Below are 24,688 nucleotides of genomic sequence, written 5' to 3'. Positions count from 1 at the left end.
CTCTCTCATGCAATAAAACGATCACGCCTGCGCACTGGCAACAAGCGTCTTCAGCGCGCGCCCTTCGTCGCCCCGTTGCGCTCCGCGGCTCAAATGTTGAGATTCACAGCGACCGCTTTCACCTGCGTATAGAGCTCGATCGCGTCGAAGCCGCGCTCGCGGCCCCAGCCCGATTGCTTGTAGCCGCCGTATGGCAGTGTCGCGTCGGGCGAGGACAGCGCGTTGACGTTGACGATGCCCGCCTCCATACGGCTGGCCATCTTGTGCGCGCGTGCGAGATTGCTCGTCCAGATGCTCGCGGCGAGGCCATAGGTAGTCGCATTGGCGGCAGCGGCGATACGGTCGAGCTCGTCGTCGCTCTCGAACGACATCGCACAGAGCACGGGACCGAAAATCTCCTCGTCGTGGACCTTCATGCCGGGTTTCACGCCGGTCAGCACGGTCGGCTGCACGAAATAGCCGCGCTCGCCATTCGAACCGCCACCGGCGGCGAGCGTCGCGCCCTCTTGCTGGCCACTATGGATATAGCCCGCGACGCGATCGAGCTGCCGCCGCGAAATGACCGGCCCCATCTCGGTGCCCGCGTCGAGCCCGTGGCCCAGCTTCATTGCATTCGCGCGCTGCGTGATGCGCTCGAGCATCTCGTCGAAGGCCCGCTCGTGCACATAGAGGCGCGAGCCGGCCGCGCAGATCTGCCCCGCGTGAAAGAAGATCGACGAGCATACGCCGGCGGCGGCGGCTTCGAGATTCGCGTCCGGAAAAACGATCACGGGCGATTTGCCGCCCAGCTCCAGCGAGACTCGCTTGAGATTGCCGCTGGCGGCCTGGAGAATGTGCCGGCCCGTTTCGCCGGAACCCGTGAAGGCCACCTTGTCGATGCCGGGATGTGCCGCCATGGCCGCGCCGACCGGATTGCCAAAACCGGTCACGATGTTGAGCACGCCGGGCGGAACACCCGCTTCGAGTGCGAGCTCACCGAGGCGCAGCGCGGTCAGCGGCGTCTGTTCCGAGGGCTTGAGGATGACCGTGCAGCCGGCCGCGAGCGCCGGCGCGATCTTCCACATCGCCATGTTGAGCGGGAAATTCCATGGAATGATCTGGCCGACCACGCCCACGGGCTCGCGTAGCGTGTAGGCATGCCACTCCCCCGGCAACGAGACATTGGCTGTTTCGCCGCCCATCTTCGTCGTCCAGCCCGCCATGTAGCGCAGCATCTCGACGATGCCCGCCACGTCGCCGTTGAGGCAGAACCGTAGCGGCTTGCCGCTGTTGATGCATTCGAGCTCGGCCAGCTCCTCGCTGTTTGCTTCGATCAGGTTCGCAAAGCGCAGCATGATGCGCGTGCGCTCCGCGGGCGAGACCTTGCGCCATGGGCCTTCGAATGCGCGGCGCGCGGCGTCGACCGCGCGGTCCACGTCGGCGGCGCCGCCCTGCGCGACCGTTGCGATGCGCTCGCCCGTGCCGGGGTCGATGATCCCGGTGCGTTCGCCGCTCTGTGCCTCGACCCCGCGGCCGTCGATGAGAAGCTGATGCGAGCGGGCGAGAAAGGCGCGGGCCGCAGCCCCGAGCGCCGGATGAAGTGCTGTCGTCATGCCTGTGTCCTTGCGAGTCGGAAGAGGTGTGCCACGCTCATTTGCCGAGCAGTTGGCGTGCGATGATGAGCCGGTGAATCTCGTTCGTGCCTTCGAGTATCTGATTGAGCTTCGCGTCGCGCATGAAGCGCTCCACCGGATATTCGGTCGAGTAGCCATAGGAGCCGTGCACCTGCACGGCTTCCAGCGCCACCTCCATGGCCACGTCGGTCACATAGCACTTGGACATGGAGGAGAGCAGCGTGAGACGGCTCGTATCGCCGCCGTCGATTTCCTGCGTACTGCTATAGAGCAGCGTGCGCGCCGCTTCGATCTTCATGGCCATGTCCGCGAGCTTGAACTGAATGGCCTGGAAGTCGCCGATGCGCTTGCCGAACTGGCGCCGGTCCTGCGCATAGCGCACCGATTCGTCGAGCGCCGCCTGCGCGAGACCGAGCGACGACGCCGCAACCGAAGGACGGTTCAGATCGAGAATGCGCATGCACGCCTTGAAGCCGTTGCCCTCCTCGCCCAGCAAACAGTCGGCATCCACGCGCATGCTCTCGAAGAACACCTGATAGCTCGGCGAGCCGTGGCGCCCCATCTTCACTTCCTTGCGGCCGATCTTCAGGCCCGGCGTTTTCGTGTCCACGAGGAATACGCTGATGCCGTCATGTCCGCGGCCTTCCGAAGTCCGCGCGAACACCAGCATGTAGTGCGCCTGCGCGGCCCAGGTAATCCAGCTCTTCTGGCCGTCGATCACATAGCTGTTCCCATCGCGGCGCGCGCGCGTGCGAATGGCGGACACATCCGAACCCGCCTCAGGTTCCGTGATGGCCACCGCGGAAATCGTGCGCCCTTTGGCGGCCTCGGTCAGATAGCGGTCTTTTTGTGCAGGAGTGCCAAAATGCAGGAGCGGCAAAATCAGGCCGATCGAATTGTTCGCGCACAGCGTGGACGCCGCGAGCGACGCCTTGCCGATTTCCTCTTTCGCGATGCACACCGAGGTCAGATCGCCGCCCGGCCCGCCATATTCCTCGGGCACCCACATCTGCAGCAGGCCGAGATCGCCGAACACCTCGACCAGTTCCTCGGGAAAACGGCGCGTCTCTTCCATGCCCGGCACGAGCGGTCGGACCTGCTCGTCCGCCACGCGGCGCACCATCTCGCGCAGCATCTGTTGTTCTTCACTGAATTTCACTTCGCTCTCCCTGTGCGGGCTTGCTCACATCGCGAAAGCCCAGTGCTCGCAGCGCCGGTTCGTCGGTCACGCGAACGAGTTGAGACCAGTCGGCAAGACCTTCGATGCTGAAGGCGTGCCAGCACGGCACGACCGCCACATCGCCACGCGTGAGCTCGACCGTGCCGAAATGCTCGATCGCCATGCGTACACGGCCTTCGATCACCGTGTAGAGGTTGTTGTCGATGCGCTTCGCCTGTTCGTGCGTGGCGCCGCGCTCGAGTCCCAGCGTATGGACGCCGGTCGTATGCAGACTGCGCGTATCGAGCTCGACCGCACCCTGTTCGCGCGTCGTGCGCGCGAGGTCCGCGCCCTTGTGCCGTAGCGGCGAATCCGGCGCGTCGCCCATGGCGGGCTCGTTGCGCTGCGGATGGTCCTCGAAGAACATGCATTCGAGGTTCTGCACGAGCGGCACGTCCAGGAAGTCGATCCAGAACGCGGGCGTGTCGCCGTGGTTGCTATGGCCGTGCCAGTGCCACGAGGGCGTGAGCACAACATCGCCTGGCGCCACCTCGATGCGCACGCCGTTGACGATCGTGCAGGTTGCGCCGCCCGCGTCGAGAATCAGGCGCAGCGCGTTGGGCGCGTGGCGATGCGAGCGCGCGGTTTCGCGGGCAGCACGAGCTGATACGCCGCGACCAGGTTGCGGCATGTGGGATAGAGGTTCTCCGCAACCGGATTCACCATGATCAGATTGCGCCGCTCGGCAAACTCCGGCGAAACGAAGGAACACGCGGCATCGAGCGCGGCGCGAGCCTGCGCATAGCGCCAGACCGCCGGCACGAACCGCGAACGCGGCGCCGCCCACATCTGGGGCACTTTCTTTGCCCAGCCCGGCGAGAGCGCGTGCGCCTGCAGATCCTCGAAATATCCGGGTGGCGCCGCCTGCATGGGCGCATCGACCTGGGTCATTGTTTTCTCCAGTCAATTAGTCATCCAGACCTACGCGCAGCTTCATCGTGCGGCCGCCTCCTCGCAAGCGGCGGGCTGTACGGCGAGCGGATACACGCCGCGCACGATGTCGACGAGCGCCTGGAGATCATCGGGCAGCGCATCGGCGCGCCAGGCGACATGACCGTCGGGACGCACGAGCACCAGCGCCCGCTCGTACAGGCCGCGCACCTTCGCGTCGTCGATGTCCTCGACCGTCAGCGGCAGGCCAACCGTGCGGGCGACAGCCTCGAGCGGGGCGGTATTGACAGCGCGGTCGAAACGCACCAGCACGAATCCGCGACCGAACAGATCGAGCGTCGAGCGACCGGGAGCAAGCCATGCGTGCGGAGCCCGATGGCCCGGACGCGCGGTCTGCGCATAGGTGTTGACGGTGTCCTCCGGCTCCGGTGTGCCGTCGGGCACCACGATCGACGAGCCTTCGTAGCGGAAGCCGAGATGAATGCCGATCGTGTACCACTCGCGCTTCATCATCTGCGTGTAGGCGTCGCCGAAGATCTGGCGCGCCACGTCGCCCTCGGGGCCGGGCTCGAACACCTTCGCGTTGAGGTTCTCGCGCGGCGTGAGCATCAGCTTGAGATTGTTGGTCGCCTCGGCCACGTTGCGGATCGCCACGGGACGGCGCTCGAACTCGTAGGTATCGAGCAGGTGAGCCCCACCCCAGCCTTCCACCATGGCCTGCAGTTTCCAGCCCAGATCGACCGAATCCTGAATGCCCATGTTCATGCCGAAGCCGCCCGTGGGCGAAGTCAGATGCGCCGCGTCGCCGGCGATCTTCACGCGCGTCGTGCCATAGTTGTCCGCCACCAGTTGCCGCCGGATCCACGGCATCAGCGAAACGATGCGGAATTCGAAATCGTCGCGACCGACCGCGCGCCGGAACGCCGCGGCGACCTCGTCTTCCGTGAGCGTGCGCATCGTGCCGTCACCGACAATCGAGAAGCGCCACCAGTTACGGCCATTGATCGCGACCACCGTGCTCCAGGTGCCCTCCGGCCCAATGAAGATGTAGCGGTAGCCCGGCTGCTTGTCGTGCAGCTGCTCGAGGCCCTCGCACTCGATAATCGCGTTGGTCGTGTAGGTCAGTGCCGGCGTGCCGCTCATGCGGGTGCCGAGTTGCTCTTTCACACGGCTCGCACCGCCATCGCAGCCAACCAGGTACTGGCATTCGATGCACTCTTCAGCACCAGTTGCGAGGTTGCGCACGCGCACCGTGACACCGTCCGCGCGCTCATCGTGCGAGAGATACTCGGTCTGGTAACGGATGTCGACACGGCCGCTGCGTTGCGCGAAGCGCGTGAGCACGGGGTCGAAGAAGTTCTGCGGGCAGCGCTCGCGCTTTTGCGGGCTTTGCTCCGGCTTCGCCTCGTCGCGCACGCTCGGGAACGGCTCGCGTCCGAATTCGTAGCCGCCGTGCAGCTTCGAGACCCACGCGTAGTCTTGCGGATAATCGCGGTTGTAGCCGGCGTTCTCCACGTCCTCGACAATGCCCCAGCGGCGGCAGAACTCCATCGTGCGGATACCGACCATATCCATCTTCGGCTGAAAGACCTGGCCATCGCCGCGCTCGATCAGCATGCACGGCACGCCGCGCCAGCCAAGATCGCCCGCCAGCGACAGGCCGATCGGTCCTGCCCCCACGATCATGACGGGCGTGCGGCCCGCGGTGTTCCGATTCGTCATAAGTGAAAGCTCCCTCGTGCTTGCGTCGTTTTCCTCAACGCCGGAAAGCTGTCCGGCGTTTCGAAGTAGAGGCAATTTAGCAAGCGGGAGCACATGCCGGCCAATACTGTTTGCGAAGGGTTTGAGAGGATATTCCTCTTGTCCCGCGCACCCACATTCTTCGTCTGACTGGATCGGAAAATCGTATTGGCGCCGCGTATGAATGCGCGACTATCCTGTGTGCGCAGGCTGGCTCGCGGGGACGATGCAATGTGATTTCAGCGCATGGAAAAATCGGCCGACTTGCGCACGAAGCACAGCACGAGAGCGCCCACTAGCGGACCCGCTGCGATCGATGCGATCGTCATGTCGAGCGAGTGTCCGTGAGCGAACACATAGCCCGCGATCATGGGCGAGGCGAAGCTGCCGACCGACCATACCGTGTTGACGAAGCCTGCCGCCGCGCCGGCAAGCCGTGGCCCGGACGCCTGCGTATAGAGGCCGATCAAAAGCGGCGTGTAGCCATACGCGGCCGCGCCAAGAAATGGCGCAAGCAGGAAGTAACCTGTGTTCGACGAACAGTTTCCGAACACGGCGAGCAACACCACGAAGATCACGAGATCAGCGACGGCCACGAGCTTCGCGTAGCCGCTCGCGGCGTCGTAGAGCCAGCCGAACAACGGCTTCGACACGAACGCGCCCACTCCGAACCCCATCAGGATCGAACCGGCCACGACCGGCGAGAGCCCGTGTGCAACCGTCAGGAGCGCGTTCGCCCACGCGACGAAGCCGAGCGTGCCGTAGAGCGCGCCCGCCCCGCCGAACGCAACGATCAGCAGGTTCCGGTTCTTCAGCAACGAAGCGAACTGCGCCGCCGTGGTGCGCGGGACGGCGCGGCCAACCGGCGCGTTCTTCACGAGCAGCACGCACAGGAGTGCGAACATCAGCGTGGCGACGCCGAGCACCTGATACGCGGATTGCCAGCCGTAGTTGACGGCCATGCGCGGCACGAAGGCGTTGGCCAGCACCACCGACACCGACGTGCCGGTCGCCCAGATGCCGAATGCCCGGCCCTTGTCCCTCGCGAACCAGATCGTCAGCACCTTGATCGTCGCACCATACTCGGCTCCCGCCGCAAACCCCATCAGCGTATGCAGCGCGACGCCGGCCGCGAAGCTATGGACGAAGCTGAACCCGAACGTCAGCAGGCCGAGCAGGAACATCGACACGGCCAGCGTCGCGCGGCTGCCAAGCCGGTCGGCGAGGACGCCACCGACCGGGCATGAAACGGTGTAGCCCACATAGAACGCGGTCGTCAGCGAGCCGAGCAGCGCCAGCTTGAATCCGAGCGCGTGGCCGGCCAGCGCCGCAATGCTTGCCCACGCGAACCGGTCGATACAGCTCACCGTGAAGGCCGACCAGATCACGAGCAGGATGATCCAGCGAAATCGACTGTCCGTCCGGGACGTGCCGGCCGGCGACAGTCCGTGCGCCGTCAACTCGCTATTCGAACTCGTCATCGTGAAGGTATCCTGAATGTTCTATCCGGCGGCCCGGTTACAGCGCATAGTCTCTTTTGCCCGCGCGGGCGGGTTGCCACACCCGATACGCAATCTCCGCCTCCAGCACGGGTGCCGTTGTCGAGTCGCACTCGACCGTGCATTCGAGCACGAACCGGAGGCTGGCGAGTTCGGTTCGCGCGCATTTGAGCCTGGCATCGAGCCGAATGCAGGAATTCACCGGCACGGGCGCCGGAAAACGCAGTCTGTCGATCCCGCACTGCCGGGCGAGCCCGATGTCCTCCAGCAGGAAGATATCGTTCAGCATCGGCGGCACCATCGCGAGAATCAGGCAGTTCTGCGCCACCGGCGCCCCGTAGGGACCGCGCGCGGCTTCTTCGGGATCCACGCTGAGCGGATCGCGGTCGTCGGAGACGGCCGCGTACGCGTCGATCGTCGGTTGCCCGATCTCGACCCAGCCGCTCTTGCCGAGATGGAAGCCCGCATAGGCGCGAATCCCCTCGATGCCTTTGAGCAGGATCGGCATGTCACTCCCCTATGCTCGTTACGCCGTGCCGCGATACGCATGGACGCCGCGCCAGCTCAGCGCCCCAGCAGTTCGGCATTGCCTTCCCCGAGGCCCGGCGCGGGCCGCATGGGCTTGAGCAACTGCCCGTTGATCCGCGCGGGATAGCGAATCGCGCGCAGCTTGCCGGCGCCCGTTTCGAGTTCCGAGTACAGCTCGTTGTGCTGCACCTGCGGGTCACGCAGATGATCGGCAGGCTCGCTGACCGGTCCCGCCGGTACGTCCATCTCGCGAAACCGCGCAAGCCATTCGGCCGTCGTGCGATCCCTGAGGGGCTCGGCAATCCGTTCGAAGAAGGTGTGCGTCATCTGCTTGCGGTCGGCAATGCCCTTGAGCTCCGCTTTCCATTCCGGATGGCCCAGCGCTTCGAGCGTACGGCTCAACTGCTTGCCCGATACCGGCGAGAGCACCATGTAACCGTCCCGCGTCGCGAGCACCGGTTGCGGGGCCAGCGTGCACGGTGCCTCGTCGTCGAGCCATGTCTGGTTATGGAACATATCGGGGAAGTTGAAATACGACAGCATGTCGAGCATCGAGGTCTCGATATGCACCGGCTTGCCGCTCCGATCGCGCTCGCGCAGTCCCGCGAGCGCCATTTGCGCGGCGAAGATCGCCGCCACCTTGTCCGCGAGAAAGCTGTTCGTCGCGCGCGGCACGCCGCCTGCCGCTTCGTAGCTCAAAAGCCCCGTGCGGCCCTGAATCAGGGCATCGAAAGCGGGTTCCTTCGCTAGCTCGCCGTCGGGCCCGTAACCGGTAATCGTGAGTTGCACGAGGCGTGTATTGGTCTCGCCCAGTTGCTCGAAGCTCAGCCCTAGCGAGGCCGAAACGTGCGGGCGCCAGTTCTCGATATAGAGGTCGGCGTCCTGCACGAGCGACCTGAAGTGCGCCAGGTCCGCGGGCAGCTTGAGATCGAGCGCGACGCTGCGCTTGCCGCGGTTCGAATTGGTCCAGACCGTCCCAACGCCGTCGCGGCTATGGCCGAAGTTGCGATACGGGTCGCCCGCGGGGGGTTCGACCTTGATGACCTCGGCGCCCAGATCGGCCAGCATCTGCGCGCAGAACGGACCCGAAATGTAGCTGCACGCCTCGACGACCTTGCAGCCTTCGAGCGGCCGCGCCTGGGCGGATGAACTCATAGTACGGACTCCTCTTTACGATGGGGAAGACGGGCTTGTGCCCGCAGCGAGGCGAGTGCGAGCACCGTGTCGAGCGTGGGTGCATCGGCGCCGGCGAGCCGCGCCACGGCGCGCAAAGAGCGCACGAGCGGCTCAAGCTCGAGTGGGCGCCCGGCTTCGAGGTCCTGCAGCATCGACATTTTGTGATTCGGCGCGCTCAGCGTCGTGGCGATGCGCCGGTCCGGCTCGGGACCCGGCTTCACGCCAAGCCGCACGGCAAGCGCATCGGCTTCGTGCATCAAGGTTCGCACGAGCGGCACGACGCCCGGTGCGTCGCGCATCTCGCCGAGTGTCGCCTGCGTCAGGACGGCGACCGGATTCCAGCACAGGCTGTTGACGAACTTGGTCCAGATCGCCGAACGAATGTCGCCGCTGACCTTCGAGGCGATGCCGCTTTCGTTGAGCAAGGCCGCCAGGCGCGTAACGCGCCCGGACGCGCTGCCGTCCAGTTCGCCCACCGGGCATCCGGCCTTGTCGCCGTCCTGCGCAATCACGCCCGGCTCGATCGTGTGTGCGCCGATCCAGTGCACACAGCCGAGCACCTGGCTGGGCGGCAGCGCGCGCCCTTGCCGGCCGCCCGGGTCGAGTTCAGGCAACTGCGCGGCGCCAGGCGCACGCCCTTCGAATGGCAGACCGTGAAAAAAATAATAAGGAATCCCTGTGGTGGGCGGCAGCACGGTGGTGCGCTCGTCCATCAGCGCGGCGATATCCTCGAGCGCCGCATCGAGTTGATGCGCCTTCAGCGTGATGAACACATAGTCCTGCACACCAAGCTCGCGTGCATCGGCCACCGCCTTCACGCGCGCGGCGATGGTTCCGCCTGGCGTCGCGACGCGCAAGCCTTGCGCCCGTATCGCTTCGAGCGTCGCACCCCGTGCGACCACACTCACTTCGCACTGCTGCGCCCGCGCGAGATGAGCGGCAATGTAGCCTCCAATCGCGCCGCCTCCAAAAATGCACACCTTCAGCATGTCGACTCCGCCCGCTTTGCTCTCTGGTTCGTTCAACCAGGTGATATGGAGCAAACGATAAGGGGCGGCAGCGGCGCGTGACAAATACTAAAAAACGATGATTCGAGCGGATCGCCCGATAGTTCAGCGCGCGGGCGCGTGCCGCTGCTGACGACACGCCTTGCGGTACGAGGCCGGGGGGTTGCCGGTGATGCGCGCGAACGCGGTGCAGAACGCGCTATCCGAGAGATAGCCGATCGAAAGCGCGATCTCTCCGATCGAGCGGTCGCTGTGAATGAGCGCATCCTTCGCGAGCGCGATGCGCCAGTTCGAAAGATAGGTCGCGGGCGCCACGCCGACGCGTTCATGGAAGCGCCGCGCGAACACGGCGCGGGACATGCCCACGTGTTTCGCCAGCGCGTCGACCGTCCACGGACGCGCGACCTCGGCATGCATGCGCTGAAGCGCCTGCGCGATCTGCGGATCGGCCATGCCGCTCAGCCAGCCGGTACGCTGCCCCTCGATCTGCAACATCGGGCGGCGCAGCACTTCCACCAGCATGATCTCGACGAGCCGGCTCATCACGAGATTGCTGCCCGGCATATCGCAGACCGCTTCCTCGCCGATCAATTCGAGCACGCGCGCGAGGCGTCCCGCTTCCTCATCGGACGAGCGCAAGCTGATCATTTGCGGCAGCAGCGCGGCGATTAGCGCGGCATGCTCCGGGCCAGTCTGGAAGTGGCCGCCCACGAGGCGCGTATAGTCGCCCGGCGCGGGGTCGTCCCAGCGCACGTAGTCTTCCTTGTGAGCCTTGCGCTGCGCGTCGAGCGTCGGCGTCACCTCGAGGTCGCTCACGAGGCAGTAGCAGGTTCTGCCGCCGAGCAGAAAATAGTCGCCCTTGCGCATGTGCAAGGGCCGCCCTTCGTCGGGTACGTACCAGCAATGCCCCTCGACCACGAGGCAAAAGCGTGGCGTTTCCCGTGACGGCACGCCAAGGCCCCAGCGCCCGGCCGCCTCGACGGCGCGCCATAGCACGCTCTGTGGCTGCATGAGACGTACGATGTCGGTCAGCAGGTCCATCGAGACGATCGGTAAAGAATTCGAGATAGTTCATTATGGATCATCTTTTGGTGTTTCGATAAGGTAGCTCCACAAACAGGCCTGCCGCCAACACGGTGAGCGGGCGCCGCCTGGCCCCGCGGGACACCCCCCGCACAGCGAGGGACGGCGGACACGGTGGAGACAGACATGAACAAGCTGAAAGACCGCGTCGTGATCGTCACGGGCGCGGCGCAGGGCATGGGTCGCGCAATCGCCGTCGAGGCCGCGCGCGAGGGCGCCGCGTGGATCACCGTCGCCGACCTCCAGGGCGAGAAAGGCGAAGCGGCCGCCCAGGCCGTGCGGGACGCCGGCGCACAGGCCTGCTTCATTCAAACCAATCTTGCGCAGACCGAATCGATTCGTCGGATGATTGACGAAACCGCGGAGCGCGCCGGGGGCATCGACGTTCTCGTGAACAACGCCGGCGTCACCGACGACAGTCTCACGCGCCGCGCGCCCACCATCGAGGATCTCCCCGAGGCAGTCTGGGACACGGTGATGAACGTGAACCTCAAGGCCATGTGGCTCGCCACGCGCTTCGCGGCGCCCTGGCTGCGCCGCTCCACGCGCAGCCCCGCCATCGTCAATGCCGCTTCGGTGGCGAGCATGGTCGCCTATCCGGGCCTGCCCGCCTATGCCGCGAGCAAGGGCGGCGTCGTGATGCTGACCAGAGCGACGGCCCTCGATCTCGCCCCGGCCGGCATCCGCTGCAATGCGTATGTCCCCGGCGCGATCGACACGCCCATGCTGAGCCACAGTCTCGACCACGCCGCCGACCGCGCGGCCGCCGAGCAGCGCCTTTACGGCACGCACCTGATCCAGCGTCTCGGCCGTCCCGAAGAAGTGGCGCGGCTCGTGTGCTTTCTCGCCTCGGACGAGGCCTCGTTCTCGACCGGCAGCACCTTCAATGTCGACGCCGGCACACTCGCCTGGCGCGGTGTGCACTGACACAGGAGCCTCGCGATGAACATGCGCCAGTTGCAATACTTTCTTGCGGTCGCCAGCGAGCTCAACTTCACGCGCGCCTCGGAACGCGTGAACATCGCACAGCCCGCGCTTTCCGCGCAGATCATCGCGCTCGAGGAGGAGCTGGGCACGCCGCTCTTCACGCGCGAGAAGCGCAAGGTGATGCTCACGCCGGCTGGCGACATTCTCGTCGAGCACGCGCAGCGCGTGCTCAACAGCGCCTCGGCGGCGATCGCCGCCGTTCGTGCTTCGGGACGCGGCGCGCAGGCGCATCTGATGGTCGGTGCGATCTACACGGCCATCTACTGCTTCCTGCCGACCACGCTGCGTCTGTTCAAGGTGCTCGCGCCGAACTCCGACGTAAGCCTGCAGGAAATGACGATCGCGCAGCAAATCGCGGCGCTCAAGGAAGGAGCGATCGAAGTGGGGCTGGTGCGCGGACACATCTACGACCCGAGCATCGTGACCGAGCTGCTCTATCGCGAGCTGCTCGTCGTTGCCGTTCCGGCCGGCAGCGAGTACGACCGGCCCGGCCCCGTCGAGCTGAAAGAGCTCGCGAGCTGGCCGCTGATCGCCGTCGCGCGCGGCAGCGCGAGCGGACGCGGCTACGCCGACCGCATCCTCGACATCTTCGAGGAAGAAGACCACAAGCCGGCCATCGCGCGCGAAGCTTATGACATGCATACGTCCGCATGCCTCGTGGCGGCGGGCATGGGCGTGGCCGTGGTGCCCGCCATCATGCAGCTGATGAAGCCGCTTGGCATCGCATGGCGACCGCTCGTGGCGCAGACGCCGGCCGTCTCGCTCTCGCTCGCGTGGCACAAGGACCGCGTGCCGCCGCTGCTCGAAAAGTGGCGCGAGGCCGCGCGTGAAAGCGCGAGCATGCTGATGGACGAGCACCCCGGGCTGTTCCTCGACGCTTCGCGAGGCAAGGCCGCCCTCTCCGCGCCCCTGGACGTGGAAGCCTGAGCCGTGAAGGCGGCGCACGCCGCCTCCGTGCTCGCTGGCCCCGGGATTTACCACGTGACGGGCAAGGTCTGCAGTCCCTGCACGAAGTGGTCTCCCTTGCTGCAAACCTCATCCACCGGCACCGCAAACCGCAGTTGCGGCAGGCGCTCGAACAGCGCGCCGAACACGACCTGCAGCTCCGTTCGCGCGAGCGGCTGCCCCAGACACTGGTGCACGCCGTAGCTGAACGCCACGTGATGGCCGGCCTTGCGCGTGATATCGAACCTGTCCGGTTCGGCAAACGCCTGCGGGTCGTGGTTCGCGGCGGAGATCAGCGCGATCACGCCCTCGCCCGCGCGAATCAGTTGGCCCGCTACTTCCACGTCCTCACGCGCCACGCGAAACGCGTTGTAGTGCACGATCGTATGAAAGCGCAGCATCTCCTCCACCGCGTTGCGCAGTAGCGCGGGCTCGGCACGCAGGCGCGCGAGCTGGTCCGGGTTCGTGAGGAAGCTATAGACGCCCAGCGCCATCTGGTTGGCCGTCGTTTCATGGCCCGCCATCAGCAGCAGCTCCGCCATGATGACGAGCTCGCGGTGCGACAGGTGCCCCGGCCGCACCTGCTCCACGATCAGACGGCTCAGCAGATCGTCACGTTTTTCGGCGTCCTGCTCGCGCGCGGTGATGAGCGTGTCCAGATAGCCGAGAATGCGCTCAGAAGCCTCGCGCGGCACCTCGGGGCCGACATCGAGCAGCACCTTCAGGCGGCTTTGCTCCTGAAAGAACGCGTGGTCCTCGCGCGGCACGTCGAGCAGCCACGCAATCACCTCCGAAGTCAGCGGCAGGAACAGGTCTTCCACCAGATTCGCGGGCGGCCCCTTGGCGAGCAGTTCGTCCACGAGACGGTTGAAGATCGACTCGATCATCGGCCGCATGGCGGAGACCTTCTTCACCATGAACTCCTTCGTCAGCATGCGGCGGAAGTGACCATGCTGCGGCGGGTCCATGCGGATGAATGCGGGCTCGAGCTCGAGCACCGCGTTGCGCGCGGCCGAGAGGCTCGGAAAGCCGGGCGTGGACGGATCGCCGCTGAAGCGGTTGTCGGCAAGCACGGCGCGCACGTCGTCGTAGCGCGTGAAGAGCCAGGCCTCCTTGCCATCCCACATATGGACCTTCGACGGCCCATCGTGCTGCTGGAACGCGCGATATTCGCGCGGCGGCAGGAACGGGCACTGCCGCGCGATGGGAAACGCGGCCTGGGGCTCCGCCTCCTGGTGAACCGGACATTGAGACATGCTTTCTCCCCTTGTTGCTCCTTTTACCGTCTTGCTCAGGTCACAGGCCGCCATTCACGTCGAGCGTCGCGCCCGTCACGTAGCGCGCGTCGTCGCTGACGAGAAAGCCGACTGCCGCCGCGATCTCCTCGGGTTCCGCCGCGCGCCGCAGGCCCGAGCTCGCGATCAGCTTGTCGCGGATCTCCTTGGGCACTTTCTCGCCCATCGCCGTATTGATGGTCCCCGGCGAGACGGCCGCCACGCGGATGCCATGCGGCCCGAGCGGCTTGGCCAGGCTTTTGGTGAGGTTGACGATCGCGGCCTTGGAGCCGCCATAGTCGGGCACGCCGCTGCCCGTGGTCGCCACGATCGAAGCGAGATTGACGATCACGCCGCCACCGCCGGCCGCGATGATGCGCTTCGCGACTTCCTGTGCAAGGAAGAACGGCGCACGCGTGTTCACGCCGTAGGTGAGGTCGTAGTCGGACGGCGTGATATCGAAAAAGGTCTTGCCGTGCCAGACGCCCGCGTTGTTGACGAGCACGCGGATCGTGCCGTATTGCGCGTCGATGGCTTCGACGGCGGCCTTGAGCTGCGTGTAGTCGGTGATATCGCACCGCTGCCAGGCGAAATCGCCCTTGGCGGATTCGCCGATGTCCAGGCCGACGACAAGATAGCCACGCGCGCTCAGGTTCTTCGCGATGGCCTGGCCCGTCAGGCCGTTGCACCCAGTGACGACTGCTACGGGTTTGCTCATGAATAGGGACTCCTGAATGAAATGAGGTTCGGCGTCGCGCATGGCGCGACGCAAGTATCGTTTACGGCGCCGCAAACGCGGGCCACGCCGCGCCGCCGGCACTGGCCAACGCGGCCAGCGCGTCGTCGTGCTCGCCGAGCATCGGCGGCGCAAGGCGGATCTGCGTCGGCGTATCGGAGAACTGCAGCGGGTTGTTGATGACCTTGAAGGCGCCGCCCTTCGGGTGATGCAGCGTGCGCAGCAGGTTCTGCACCACATGGGGGTCGCTGAATACCTCGGGCCACGTGCGCACCGCGCCATAGATCGCGCCCGCCGACGAAAGCGCCGCCTCCCAGTGCGCGAGATCGCGGCTCGCGAACACGGCGGCAAGACTTTCGTCCACGAGCGCGCGATTCGAGAGCCGCGCGGCCTTGGTCGCGAAGCGCGGGTCCGTCTTCCACTCGCTCTTGCCCGTTGCATCGCAGAGGATCTGCCAGAACTTGTCGTTGATCGTGATGATCATGATCTGGCGCCCGTCCGCGCTCGCGTATGTGTTGTTCGGCACGATGTCCCAGTGCTGGTTGCCCATGCGCGTCGGCGTGATGCCCGTGAGATCGAAATACACGTCGCGCGGCACCTGGCTGAATATGCTCGCATCGAGCATCGACAGATCGACCCGCTGGCCCTTGCCCGTGCGCTCGCGGGCCTGCAGCGCCGTGAGAATGCCGATTGTCGCGATCAGGGCGGTCACGAGGTCCGAGAACGGAAAGCCGGTCTTGAGCGGCCCCGACTCCTCGGTGCCCGTCACCTGCATCACGCCCGATACCGCCTGGATCACCATGTCGAGCGCGGGACGGTTCTGATCTGGACCGTCGCGGCCGAAGCCGGAAATCGAGCAATAGACGAGCCGCGGATTGATCTCTTGCAGCGCTTCGTAACCGAGGCCCGACCGCTCGATCAGTCCCGGCCGGAAGTTCTCGACGAGCACGTCGGCCTCGGCCGCCAACGCGCGCGCGGCCGCGCGCCCTGCCTCGCTCTTCAGGTCGAGCACGATACTGCGCTTGTTGCGGTTCACGCCGAGAAAGAATGCGCCGTCGCCGCCGAGCGCGGTCTCGCCCGAGCGCCGGAACGGGTCGCCGTCGGGCTGCTCGACTTTGAGGACATCGGCGCCGGAGTCGCCGAGCATCATCGTGGCGAACGGCCCCGTCATCATCTGCGTGAAGTCGAGCACCTTCAGGCCGCCAAGCGCCGCTGTCCCGCCGTGGCTCATGCGTCCTCCTTCTTCACATAGAATGCCTCGCGCTCGTGATTCGACGCCCGCACGCCCTTGTCGCGCCGCTGCTTCATGAAGTTGAACTCGTCGGCCTCGTAGCGCACGTTGGTCGCGAGCGAGTGCAGCACGTGGCCGTACGAGAATTGACTCGTGATGCCCAGGGAATCCATGGCGAGGCTCGTGGCGGCCTTGCCCATGACGATGCCGTCGCGCGGCAGGCGCACGATGCGCTCGGCCCAGGCTTCGCCCGCTTCCACGAGCTCCGCGAGCGGCACGACCTTGTTGACGAGCCCGTTGGCGAGACACGTTTGCGCGTCCCAGACGTCGGCCATGAGCAGCAGCTCGCGCGCCTTGCGCGGGCCCATCGTCATCATTTCCCAGGCTGCGAAATAGGCCGCGCCGGACAGCCCGAGCTTCTGCTCGGGGTGCCCCATCCTGGCGGTGTCGGCGGCGATCACGAGATCCGATCCCTCGGCCAGATAGAGCCCTCCGCCGAGGCAATAGCCCTTCACCAGCGACAGCGTCGGCTTCAGAAATTTGAAAACGCGCTCGAAGCGCTCGAGATAGCGCTTGTCGTGCAGCAACCGCGCGCGCTGGCTCGGCTTGCGCGGCCGCCCCTTGTCGTCATAGGTGGTTTCACCGTACTCGTTGCCGACCTCGGCAAGATCGTGGCCGGTGCAAAAATCGTCGCCCGCGCCTTGCAGCACGACCACACGCACGTCGTCGTCGTACTCTGCCCAGTGGTAGCACTGCATGAGCTGATCGAACATGGCGTCGGTCATCGCGTTCTTTTTCTCGGGACGATTCAACGTAATGTAAGCGCGGCCGTCGCGGGCCAGATAATCGACGCTGCCTGTCATGTGCCTGTCTCCTTGACTGTGGCTGAACCGGCGAGGCACGAGCGCGAACTCGCGCGCCTCGCACCGGAACGTTGCGTTGCGCGTCCAGCAATGCGACGCGATACAGGTCCACTCTAGCGACCGACCGCATGGCCTGGCCAATACTGTTTGCAGAGGTTTCCAGAAGATATTCCTCTGGCTCGCGCCGCAACTTCTTCCTCTTACACGATCGGAAAATCGTATTGGAGCGAAGCGGCACGTCGTGCCTATCCTGCGATCGGACGTCGCTCACGACGCCGCCCATAGAAAAACACACACCGGAGACAGATCCCATGCAGTCCTCAACGACGTGCGCGACGGCCGGCGGCCGCCAGGCGCGCCCCTCCTCTTCCCGACGCCAGGCAGACCCAAGATGATCCGTGAACCCCGCTGGTACCGCTGGTACGTCCTGCTCGTTTTGACGGCGATCTATGCATTCGGCTACGTCGACCGGCAGATCGTCACCATCCTCGGGCCCTGGCTGAAGAAGGACATGGGCATTTCGGACGCGCAACTGGGCCTGCTCTACGGCACGTCGTTCGCGCTGTTCTATTGCGTATTCGGCATTCCGCTCGCGCGGCTGGCCGATGGCTGGAGCCGCGTGCGCACGCTCGCGCTCGGTCTGTCGTTCTGGTCGTTGATGACCGCGCTCTCGGGCCTCTCGCGCAACTTCGTCCAGCTCGGCACGGCGCGCATCGGAGTGGGCGTCGGAGAAGCGAGTGCGACGCCCGCGGCGGTCTCGCTGCTCGGCGACTACTTCGAGCGTTCCCGACGAGGCACGGTGCTCGCACTTTACTCAGTGGGTGTGTATGTGGGCGCGGGCGCGTCGCTCGCGATCGGCGGCTCGATCATCGCCTTCTGGCAACGCACCTATGGCACGAGCGGGCTTGCTCCGCTGGGGCTCAGCGGTTGGCAGGCATCGTTCATGGGCGTGGGCCTGCCGGGCATCCTCCTCGCGATCGTGGTGCTCTTGACCGTGCGCGAACCGCAGCGCGGCCGGCTCGATACGGTGCCGGCGAGGCCCGACCCGCATCCGTTCGCCAACGCGATGCGCGATCTCGGCGCGATGGTGCCGCCGTGGAGCTGGATACACCTCGCCGCACGCCGGGCGCCGCCGCGCGAATTCGCGCGCAACGCGGCTTATCTGCTCATGGCTGCGGCCGTGGCCGTCTTCGCGACGCGGGCGACGAACGGCATGCTATCGGCGAACCGCAATGCGCAGATCGGCACCGTCTTCGGTATGCCGGTCACGACCAATCTGGTTCAATGGCTGGCCATCGCCATCGCCGTCTACGTCTGCTCGAACTGGTACCAGGCCACGCGTCTCGGCGACCCCGCCGCCCACCGGCTGATTACGGGCTCGAGAGCCTTTACGGCCGTCACGGTGGCGGGCGCGTTCCTCGCCTTCGCCATGAATGCCGTCAACGGCTTCGTGTTCGTCTACGCGAGCCGCACGCTCGGCCTCACGGCCGAGGCAGGTCTGCATCTGGGGATTATCGCGATCTTCGCGGGGGGCATCGGCATCACCATAAGCGGCTATCTGTGCGATTTCGCCAAACGCAGGCATCCGCTGGGCCGCCTCTACTTCGTCTGCTGCACGGCCACGTTGTTTACGGCCGCAAGCGTCGTCCAGTACATCACGCCGAACGTGAGCGTGTTCTATGGTGCCTACGCGCTCGCCACGTTCTTCGTGCCGATGTGGTTCGGCCCGCTGCAGGCCACCACCCAGGATCTCGTGATTCCGCGTCTGCGCGGCACCGCATTCGCGGCGTTCTCGCTCGGACCCAACATATTCGGGCTCGGCCTCGGCCCCTATTGCGTCGGTCTCCTTAGCGATGCGACACATGACCTGCGCCTTGCCATTCTGTGCGCATTGGGTGTTCTGCCGGTGTCGATCGGCTCGCTGATCGTCGCGGGAAGGTCGCTCGCGGACGGCGAGGAGGCCGCTCGCGCCGAGCTTGCGGCTTACGACGCGACCAGCGCGCCGGTCCAGGATGGCGTGGTCGCCGAGCATCAACCCTCCCACTAGATACCTCATTGCAAAAGGAGTCCGAATGACTGGGCTGACTCAACGACTCGCCACGTTCGTCGCCGAAACCCGCTTCGATCATCTGCCCGAAGCCGTGGTCACCGAGAGCAAGCGTCTGCTGCTCGATACGATCGGCTGTGCGCTCGGCGCCGTGCGCACCGAAAGCGGGCGAATCGCGCTCGAGTACGTGGGCATGCTTGGCGGCCACGCGGGCGCAACCGTGATCGGCGCTGCTGCGCGCAGCAGCGCCACGAACGCGGCCTACGCCAATGCGCGTCTCGCCAACGTGCTCGACGCCGACGACACGTTCCCGACCTCGACGCACTTCGGCAACGCCACGGTCTTTTCCGCGCTTGCGCTCGCCGAAATGCAGGCCAGCAGCGGGCGTGAACTGATCACGGCGATCGCCGTGGGCTTCGATCTTGGTGCGCGCATCGGCAGCTGGATGGGTGCGCCGATGCAGATCGAGAACGGCCGTGTCATCGGCTGGAACGAGCTGGGCGGCCCCGCCGCGACCATCGCCTGGGCGGCGATCGGCGCGGCGTCGAATATGGCCGGGCTCGACGCGCAACAGGCCAACCACGCGTTCGGCATCGGCGGCGCCAACTCACCCCAGCCGACGCTGCGCAAATGGGCCGAATCCGTCGAGCAGCCAATGTACAAGTACGCCGATGCAGGCTGGTGCGCCGAGGTCGGCGTGTCGGCAGCGCTGCTCGCGAAGCTGGGCAGCACGGGCTTCAAGGACTTTCTCGACGGCGAAAATGCGTTCTGGAAAACCTATGGGTCGCCCACACACGACGACGCCGCGCTCCTCTGCGGCCTCGGCTCGCACTGGCAGATCCTCAACACGACCTACAAGCCCTGGCCGTGCTGCCGGTGGATCCACCATCCGCTTACGGCATTCACGCGCCTGATGGCCGGGCACGAGCTGAGGGCCGACGAGATCGAGCATGTCACGGTGCGCGCGAACCCGTTCGCGCTTACCCGTATCTTCCGCGAGCAACAGCCGGCCGACATGCTGAGCGCCGAATTCAGCCATGCTCACGCGCTCGCCGCTGCGGCGCACGGCGTGCCGCCGGGACCGCTCTGGTACGCGCCGGAAACGATGAACGACGGCTCGATCGCGGCGTTCCGCTCGCGAGTGAGCGTCGTCGCGGAGCCGAGCTCGGCGAACATCGCTGAATGGATGACGGGTGGCCAATGGCGCGGCGTGCCGGGCGGCGTCGACGTTCACGCGCGCGGACGCGTCTTCAGCGCGACCGCCGATCATGCGCTCGGCGATCCATGGGATCCGCGAACGCGCTTCACGGATCAGGCCTTGCGAGCCAAGTTCAATGTGATGGTGGGCCTCGCCCCCAATGGCGAAGGCGCCCCGGCCCTCGTGCAAGCGGCGAACGCACTGGCCGACGCCGTCATGAATATCGAGGCCGTGCCCGTCTCGTGCATCGCGGCCCCCCTGCAGGCCTTGTTCGAAGCGGGCGCGCGAAGCTAGAGGAGCGTTGCGGATGCCGGCCGGCGTTGCTTGCCGGCCGCGCCGTGCAGATCGGCGGTTCTCACTCCCAGCAGCAACAGGGCGGCGATAGCTGCCAGGCCGGCTGCCAGCTCGAAGGCAACGTGATAGCTACCCGAGCGCGCGTACAGTTTCCCCAAGAGTGCGGGCCCGCATCCGAGGCCAAGGCTAAAGCAGAACATCAACGCTCCATACACGGCGCCCAGGTGCCGGCGGCCAAATAGCTGCGATGCGAGGTAGGCAAGCGCATCGACCTCCGCGCCTAATGCAATGCCGATCAGCACCGCGGCCGCTGGCACGGTCGTCGCGGATATGCCGGCCGCAAGACACAGGAAACCGACGGCGGCCCCGAAGCACACCAGCGCGGTGAGACGGGGTGCGCTGAAGCGGTCGAGCAAAACGCCGAACGCGAACCGCGCAATCATCATCGCCGCGCCAACAATCGTCATGACGAACGAACTCGATTGCGATTTCAGGCCATAGTCGGAGAGCACGATCGGAAGTACGTGGGTACCGGCGCCCACCACGACGGAAAGCAGGAAAAAGCTGATGGCAACGAGCCAGAACGGCCGGGTACGGACTGCACAGTCCAGCGTCATCCCCCGCTGCGCGCCGCGGTCATCGCCCGGTTGTCCGCGCACCGATCCCACAGGCGGCTCATGGAGTAGAAATGCGACCGACGGGATGCTCACCGCCCAGACAATGATGGCGAGCGCGACGTAGGCATTGCGCCATCCGAAGGCATTGATGAGCGCTGCCGACAGTGGCGGAAACACCGCGACACCGGCCCCGCTCAGTATCATGGCCGATCCCAGCGCCAGCCCGAGACGCTTTTCGTGCCAGTCCGCGACCGCCTTCACATAGGGCACCGGCACCTGTGCCGCGCCGAACAGGAAGCTCAAGGCGAAGCAGAACACGAAGCTTTGCGGGCTGCGGGATAACAAGCCGACGAGCATGATGCCCGCGCCCAGCGAAGGGCCGGCAAAGCGCGCGACGCGCCTCGCGCCGAACCGGTCCACAGCAAGCCCCGTCAACGGCGAGGCAAGCGCAACGAGCAATTGCCCCCACAAGGCCGCGGAGCTGACGTCGGCACGGGACCAGCCCGTGCTCTCGACGATCGGTTTCACAAACACCCCGAAACTGAACAAGAGCACCTGCCCGGTGCCAAGAAAAAGATTCAATCCCGCGCCGATCACGACGCACCTCGCCTGCAGCCTCAGCGAGTGCCCGGACGAGGCGCCGACGGCGGTCGCTTCTTTCATCAATTCTCGTTGCATGCCTGACTGCTCGCGATCATGTTCCGATTCATTGGCCGATTCATTGCGCTATCTCGCCGGACGCAATACAGGCCCACTCTACCGCGTGTGAGCCGGCGTCAGCCAATACGATTTGCAGAGCTTCCTAGAGGATATTCCTCTGGTTCGTGCCTCCGCTTCATCCATCCAGTCATCCTTCAATTGGATCGGAAAATAGTATTGGTGCCCGGCGGGGCATCGCGCCTATTCTTTGCTGGCGCGCCGGCAGGTCTCGAACAAGTCACGTTGACGGCTCATGATACCTCTGTATATATTAATGGTTCATCCAATGACTATTAAATGAAATGAGCGATTCCGCCAGACACGCGCTTGTCCGCCCTCCGTCCCTCTTCATTCTCGTTTGCATCACGCTGTCGGGCACTTTCCCGCTGCATGTATTCGTGCCCGCATTGCCGCTCGCGGCCAACGAACTGCATACGTCGTCGGCTGGTATCGGGCTCACTATCACGCTTTATGTGATCGGTCTGTCGATCGGGCAGTTGATCTACGGCCCCTTGTCGGATCGCTACGGTCGCCGTCCCGTGCTGCTCGCGGGCCTCGCACTATTCGTCGTGGCGAGCTTTGCGGCCGCGTTTGCGCCGTCGCTCAGAAGCCTGGAGTTCGCGCGCATTGTGCAAGCGCTCGGCGGTTGTTCCGGCCTCGTGCTTGGCCGTGCAATTGCGCGCGATAGCTCCGGATCGACCACGCTCATCCGGCGCCTCGCCACACTCAGCATTGCGATGGCGGTGGCCACGGCGGTTGCGCCGGTCATCGGCGCCCAGTTCGTCGAGCACCTTGGCTGGCGCGCGATCTTTCTCGCGCTATCGACCGTCAATGTGCTGATCCTGAGCGCCGTGTGGCTACGCGTGCCGGAAACCCATACCGCCTCGCGCGAAGTGAAAGTGGGACTCTACGCACGCAGCTATCTGCAACTGCTGCGCTCGCCCACCTTCATCGCGCACAGCCTTGGCGGCGCCAGCGCCACCACCGGCATCTACGCGTTTCTCTCCGCCTCGCCATTCATCCTCGAAGCCAGGTTCGGGCTATCCGCGCAGGCGTTCGGCTTTGCATACTTCTCGCTGGTAGTCGGGCTCGCGAGCGGGCAAACCACGGCAAAACGTCTTGCCGGCAAGGTTTTCCCGCGCACGGCGCTCATTGCGGCGAGCCTCATCATGGGCGCGGCGTCGGCGAGCCTGCTGGTGTCGTGGTATTTCGACACCCTTACCGTGGCGGGCGTGATGGCGCCGATGATCGTGATGTTCTTCGCGACCGGGCTGTCCAGTCCTTTCGCGATCAGCAGTGCGCTCGACGTGGAGCCCACCGTGGTGGGCGCCGCGGCCGGCCTGTATGGCTGTCTGCAAATGGGCTACGGCGCGCTCTGCACCGCTGCCGTGGGGCTCGTGCCGGCCAATCCCATGCTCTCGATGATCGTGGCTTTGATCGTCTCGAGCGCTATTGCGTGGGCGTCGTTCAAGGCCGTGCCACGAGCGGTTCAGGCAGCCGATCAGGGCTCCGTGGCATAGCCGCGAACGCGCACCTGGCTGGAAAGAAAAAACGGAGAAGGTCGAACGCAGCGCAGCCGATTGTGCGGACAAACATTGCAACCGCCATTGCAACAACCGTCACAACAACCGTTGCACCTGGGGTTTGTTCTCGTTTGACAGCGAAAAACGTCTCCTCGATAGTTTAATTAATGGTTCATCCAATGATTTATTGGACCAAGTGTTGGGCGAAATAGAAGCAGTGAAAATTTATCGGGTTTGGTGATCAATTCCCTACGAGGAGACGAAATTGAGGCTTGGAAAACCCCTGTTGGGCATGCTTGCGCTGGGTATGGCAGGCAGCGCTTGCGCGCAAAGCAATGTGACGCTCTATGGTTTGCTCGATGAGGGCATCAACTATGTGAACAATGTGCAAACGAGTGCAGCGGGCGCGGCCAACGGCCGCTCGGGCGGCTCGTTGTGGTCGATGTCGACAGGCCTGCTCCAGGCGTCGCGCTGGGGCCTGCGCGGCAACGAGGACCTCGGCGGCGGCTATGGGGCGGTATTCGTGCTCGAGAGCGGCTTCGACGTCGGCACGGGGCGTTTTCAGCAAGGCAACACCTTCTTCGGGCGGCAGGCCTTTGTCGGGCTCACCTCGCAGCGCTGGGGCAAAATCACGCTCGGACGCCAATACGATTCGATCGTCGACGTAATCGGTCCCATGCAGGCTGGCAGCTACGCGGGCGGCGCATTTGCCGACCACCCGGGCGATATCGACAATGTGGCGGACTCCCAGCGCATCAACAATTCGATCAAGTACACGAGCCCCGTTTTCGCCGGCGTCACGCTCACGGGTCTTTACAGCTTCGGCGGCGCTGCGGGGGCGTTTGGCCGCAACAGCATCTGGTCGGTCGGCGCGCACTTCGAATCCGGCCCGGTCGCGCTCGCGGCAGGCTACATGCACATCAACAACCCCAACCAGTCGTTCTACGGCAATAACACAACCGGCTCGACGACGGCCAACAATCTCGGCCCCACAAGCGGTGTGCAGGTGAATCCGATCTATGGCGGGTTCGCCTCGGCCGGCACGATGCAGATCGCGGCAGCGGCCGCACAGTACGCGTTGGGATCGCTGACGGTGGGGCTCGGCTACTCGAACATTCGCTTCCAGAACCTCAACGACCCGGCCTCCGGCACGCTCTCGCTCACCAACCCGTTCGGCTATACCGGCAACGCGGCATTCAATAACTACAACATCTATGCGGGCTACTACATCACGCCGTTTCTGCTCGCCGGCGCGTCCTATAACTATCTGCGCGGAGGCGCGATAGACGGCAAGGAAAGCGCCAGCTATCAGACCGTCAACGCCGCGCTCGACTACTTCCTCTCGAAGCGCACCGACGTCTATATCACCGCCGCATGGATGAAGGCCGCCGGCGAGGACTCCACCGGCCAGGCAGCCGTGCCCTACCTCGTCACGCTAACGCCCGCGAACAGGCAGAGCCAGTTCGTTGCACGGGTCGGCATCCGGCACAAGTTCTAGATTGAACGTGACGTGAAGTG

The 24,688-nt window shown here is 65.2% G+C and carries 21 protein-coding genes; 6 read left to right on the top strand and 15 right to left on the bottom strand.

The genetic code is table 11. The features are described from left to right. Positions 1 to 89: 89 nt before the first annotated feature. The 10 genes from U5775_RS05190 to U5775_RS05145 form a co-directional block, all read right to left on the bottom strand. Positions 90 to 1,592, bottom strand: coding sequence for an aldehyde dehydrogenase family protein (locus U5775_RS05190; protein ID WP_322057049.1), 1,503 nt, complete (start codon positions 1,590 to 1,592; stop codon positions 90 to 92). A gap of 37 nt (positions 1,593 to 1,629) precedes the next feature. Beyond that, on the bottom strand, positions 1,630 to 2,772 hold the full coding sequence (locus U5775_RS05185; protein ID WP_322057048.1) for an acyl-CoA dehydrogenase family protein: 1,143 nt from the start codon (positions 2,770 to 2,772) through the stop codon (positions 1,630 to 1,632). Beyond that, a complete protein-coding gene (locus U5775_RS05180; RefSeq protein ID WP_322057047.1) occupies positions 2,759 to 3,463 on the bottom strand; it encodes a cupin domain-containing protein in 705 nt (234 codons plus the stop codon). The genes U5775_RS05185 and U5775_RS05180 overlap by 14 nt, the downstream gene beginning before the upstream one ends. Continuing rightward, positions 3,376 to 3,723: a hypothetical protein gene (locus U5775_RS05175; protein WP_322057046.1), complete on the bottom strand. Its 348-nt coding sequence runs from the start codon at positions 3,721 to 3,723 to the stop codon at positions 3,376 to 3,378. The genes U5775_RS05180 and U5775_RS05175 overlap by 88 nt, the downstream gene beginning before the upstream one ends. Positions 3,724 to 3,765: 42 nt before the next feature. Beyond that, complete coding sequence (locus tag U5775_RS05170; RefSeq protein WP_322057045.1) at positions 3,766 to 5,445, bottom strand: FAD-dependent oxidoreductase; 1,680 nt, start codon at positions 5,443 to 5,445, stop codon at positions 3,766 to 3,768. Between the two features lie 257 nt (positions 5,446 to 5,702). Continuing rightward, a complete protein-coding gene (locus U5775_RS05165; protein WP_322057044.1) occupies positions 5,703 to 6,944 on the bottom strand; it encodes an MFS transporter in 1,242 nt (413 codons plus the stop codon). Positions 6,945 to 6,981: 37 nt separating this feature from the next. Further along, on the bottom strand, positions 6,982 to 7,470 hold the full coding sequence (locus U5775_RS05160) for a MaoC/PaaZ C-terminal domain-containing protein (RefSeq protein ID WP_322057043.1): 489 nt from the start codon (positions 7,468 to 7,470) through the stop codon (positions 6,982 to 6,984). A 56-nt stretch (positions 7,471 to 7,526) separates the two neighbouring features. Beyond that, positions 7,527 to 8,645 (bottom strand): CoA transferase, encoded by a 1,119-nt coding sequence (locus U5775_RS05155; RefSeq protein ID WP_322057042.1) that lies wholly within the window; start codon positions 8,643 to 8,645, stop codon positions 7,527 to 7,529. Beyond that, positions 8,642 to 9,655, bottom strand: a complete 1,014-nt coding sequence (locus U5775_RS05150; protein ID WP_322057041.1) for a 2-dehydropantoate 2-reductase — start codon at positions 9,653 to 9,655, stop codon at positions 8,642 to 8,644. Before U5775_RS05150 ends, U5775_RS05155 begins: the two co-directional genes overlap by 4 nt. Positions 9,656 to 9,778: 123 nt before the next feature. After that, complete coding sequence (locus U5775_RS05145; protein ID WP_322057040.1) at positions 9,779 to 10,714, bottom strand: AraC family transcriptional regulator; 936 nt, start codon at positions 10,712 to 10,714, stop codon at positions 9,779 to 9,781. A gap of 168 nt (positions 10,715 to 10,882) precedes the next feature. On the opposite strand from U5775_RS05145, the gene U5775_RS05140 reads away from it, so the two are divergent. Next, positions 10,883 to 11,683 (top strand): SDR family NAD(P)-dependent oxidoreductase, encoded by an 801-nt coding sequence (locus U5775_RS05140; protein ID WP_322057039.1) that lies wholly within the window; start codon positions 10,883 to 10,885, stop codon positions 11,681 to 11,683. 15 nt (positions 11,684 to 11,698) lie between these two features. Beyond that, the gene (locus U5775_RS05135) at positions 11,699 to 12,670 is read left to right on the top strand and encodes a LysR substrate-binding domain-containing protein (protein WP_322057038.1); all 972 of its coding nucleotides are present in this window, start codon (positions 11,699 to 11,701) and stop codon (positions 12,668 to 12,670) included. Positions 12,671 to 12,717: 47 nt separating this feature from the next. Here U5775_RS05135 and U5775_RS05130 read toward each other — a convergent pair whose 3' ends face one another. From U5775_RS05130 to U5775_RS05115, 4 genes are all read right to left on the bottom strand, one after another. Next, the gene (locus U5775_RS05130) at positions 12,718 to 13,944 is read right to left on the bottom strand and encodes a cytochrome P450 (protein WP_322057037.1); all 1,227 of its coding nucleotides are present in this window, start codon (positions 13,942 to 13,944) and stop codon (positions 12,718 to 12,720) included. Between the two features lie 40 nt (positions 13,945 to 13,984). Then, on the bottom strand, positions 13,985 to 14,680 hold the full coding sequence (locus U5775_RS05125) for an SDR family oxidoreductase (protein WP_322057036.1): 696 nt from the start codon (positions 14,678 to 14,680) through the stop codon (positions 13,985 to 13,987). 61 nt (positions 14,681 to 14,741) lie between these two features. Continuing rightward, positions 14,742 to 15,929: a CoA transferase gene (locus U5775_RS05120; RefSeq protein ID WP_322057035.1), complete on the bottom strand. Its 1,188-nt coding sequence runs from the start codon at positions 15,927 to 15,929 to the stop codon at positions 14,742 to 14,744. Next, the gene (locus U5775_RS05115) at positions 15,926 to 16,792 is read right to left on the bottom strand and encodes an enoyl-CoA hydratase/isomerase family protein (RefSeq protein WP_322057034.1); all 867 of its coding nucleotides are present in this window, start codon (positions 16,790 to 16,792) and stop codon (positions 15,926 to 15,928) included. The genes U5775_RS05120 and U5775_RS05115 overlap by 4 nt, the downstream gene beginning before the upstream one ends. Before the next feature lie 391 nt (positions 16,793 to 17,183). On the opposite strand from U5775_RS05115, the gene U5775_RS05110 reads away from it, so the two are divergent. Next, complete coding sequence (locus U5775_RS05110; protein ID WP_322057033.1) at positions 17,184 to 18,839, top strand: MFS transporter; 1,656 nt, start codon at positions 17,184 to 17,186, stop codon at positions 18,837 to 18,839. A 25-nt stretch (positions 18,840 to 18,864) separates the two neighbouring features. Beyond that, positions 18,865 to 20,331, top strand: a complete 1,467-nt coding sequence (locus U5775_RS05105; RefSeq protein ID WP_322057032.1) for an MmgE/PrpD family protein — start codon at positions 18,865 to 18,867, stop codon at positions 20,329 to 20,331. Here the strand turns inward: U5775_RS05105 and U5775_RS05100 are convergent. Further along, positions 20,328 to 21,611 (bottom strand): MFS transporter, encoded by a 1,284-nt coding sequence (locus U5775_RS05100; protein ID WP_322057031.1) that lies wholly within the window; start codon positions 21,609 to 21,611, stop codon positions 20,328 to 20,330. The two genes, U5775_RS05105 and U5775_RS05100, sit on opposite strands and share 4 nt — an antisense overlap. Before the next feature lie 338 nt (positions 21,612 to 21,949). On the opposite strand from U5775_RS05100, the gene U5775_RS05095 reads away from it, so the two are divergent. Both U5775_RS05095 and U5775_RS05090 read left to right on the top strand, forming a co-directional pair. Next, the gene (locus U5775_RS05095; RefSeq protein WP_322057030.1) at positions 21,950 to 23,167 is read left to right on the top strand and encodes a multidrug effflux MFS transporter; all 1,218 of its coding nucleotides are present in this window, start codon (positions 21,950 to 21,952) and stop codon (positions 23,165 to 23,167) included. Positions 23,168 to 23,477: 310 nt separating this feature from the next. Next, complete coding sequence (locus U5775_RS05090; RefSeq protein WP_322057029.1) at positions 23,478 to 24,668, top strand: porin; 1,191 nt, start codon at positions 23,478 to 23,480, stop codon at positions 24,666 to 24,668. Positions 24,669 to 24,688 lie beyond the last annotated feature (20 nt).

Source organism: Paraburkholderia sp. J63 (assembly GCF_905220245.1).
GTDB lineage: Bacteria > Pseudomonadota > Gammaproteobacteria > Burkholderiales > Burkholderiaceae > Paraburkholderia.
Note: the sequence above shows the minus strand (reverse complement) of the source record. Positions and strands in the feature narration are given on the sequence as shown.

What these genes read in the sequence shown, in the direction of transcription:
- U5775_RS05160 (WP_322057043.1), bottom strand. Translation starts at nt 7,470, where the DNA reads ATGCCGATCCTGCTCAAAGGCATCGAGGGGATTCGCGCCTATGCGGGC.
- U5775_RS05155 (WP_322057042.1), bottom strand. Translation starts at nt 8,645, where the DNA reads ATGAGTTCATCCGCCCAGGCGCGGCCGCTCGAAGGCTGCAAGGTCGTC.
- U5775_RS05105 (WP_322057032.1), top strand. Translation starts at nt 18,865, where the DNA reads ATGACTGGGCTGACTCAACGACTCGCCACGTTCGTCGCCGAAACCCGC.
- U5775_RS05140 (WP_322057039.1), top strand. Translation starts at nt 10,883, where the DNA reads ATGAACAAGCTGAAAGACCGCGTCGTGATCGTCACGGGCGCGGCGCAG.
- U5775_RS05190 (WP_322057049.1), bottom strand. Translation starts at nt 1,592, where the DNA reads ATGACGACAGCACTTCATCCGGCGCTCGGGGCTGCGGCCCGCGCCTTT.
- U5775_RS05130 (WP_322057037.1), bottom strand. Translation starts at nt 13,944, where the DNA reads ATGTCTCAATGTCCGGTTCACCAGGAGGCGGAGCCCCAGGCCGCGTTT.
- U5775_RS05150 (WP_322057041.1), bottom strand. Translation starts at nt 9,655, where the DNA reads ATGCTGAAGGTGTGCATTTTTGGAGGCGGCGCGATTGGAGGCTACATT.
- U5775_RS05110 (WP_322057033.1), top strand. Translation starts at nt 17,184, where the DNA reads ATGATCCGTGAACCCCGCTGGTACCGCTGGTACGTCCTGCTCGTTTTG.
- U5775_RS05120 (WP_322057035.1), bottom strand. Translation starts at nt 15,929, where the DNA reads ATGAGCCACGGCGGGACAGCGGCGCTTGGCGGCCTGAAGGTGCTCGAC.
- U5775_RS05125 (WP_322057036.1), bottom strand. Translation starts at nt 14,680, where the DNA reads ATGAGCAAACCCGTAGCAGTCGTCACTGGGTGCAACGGCCTGACGGGC.
- U5775_RS05165 (WP_322057044.1), bottom strand. Translation starts at nt 6,944, where the DNA reads ATGACGAGTTCGAATAGCGAGTTGACGGCGCACGGACTGTCGCCGGCC.
- U5775_RS05170 (WP_322057045.1), bottom strand. Translation starts at nt 5,445, where the DNA reads ATGACGAATCGGAACACCGCGGGCCGCACGCCCGTCATGATCGTGGGG.
- U5775_RS05100 (WP_322057031.1), bottom strand. Translation starts at nt 21,611, where the DNA reads ATGAAAGAAGCGACCGCCGTCGGCGCCTCGTCCGGGCACTCGCTGAGG.
- U5775_RS05115 (WP_322057034.1), bottom strand. Translation starts at nt 16,792, where the DNA reads ATGACAGGCAGCGTCGATTATCTGGCCCGCGACGGCCGCGCTTACATT.
- U5775_RS05135 (WP_322057038.1), top strand. Translation starts at nt 11,699, where the DNA reads ATGAACATGCGCCAGTTGCAATACTTTCTTGCGGTCGCCAGCGAGCTC.
- U5775_RS05095 (WP_322057030.1), top strand. Translation starts at nt 21,950, where the DNA reads ATGAGCGATTCCGCCAGACACGCGCTTGTCCGCCCTCCGTCCCTCTTC.
- U5775_RS05175 (WP_322057046.1), bottom strand. Translation starts at nt 3,723, where the DNA reads ATGACCCAGGTCGATGCGCCCATGCAGGCGGCGCCACCCGGATATTTC.
- U5775_RS05145 (WP_322057040.1), bottom strand. Translation starts at nt 10,714, where the DNA reads ATGGACCTGCTGACCGACATCGTACGTCTCATGCAGCCACAGAGCGTG.
- U5775_RS05180 (WP_322057047.1), bottom strand. Translation starts at nt 3,463, where the DNA reads ATGCCGCAACCTGGTCGCGGCGTATCAGCTCGTGCTGCCCGCGAAACC.
- U5775_RS05090 (WP_322057029.1), top strand. Translation starts at nt 23,478, where the DNA reads ATGGCAGGCAGCGCTTGCGCGCAAAGCAATGTGACGCTCTATGGTTTG.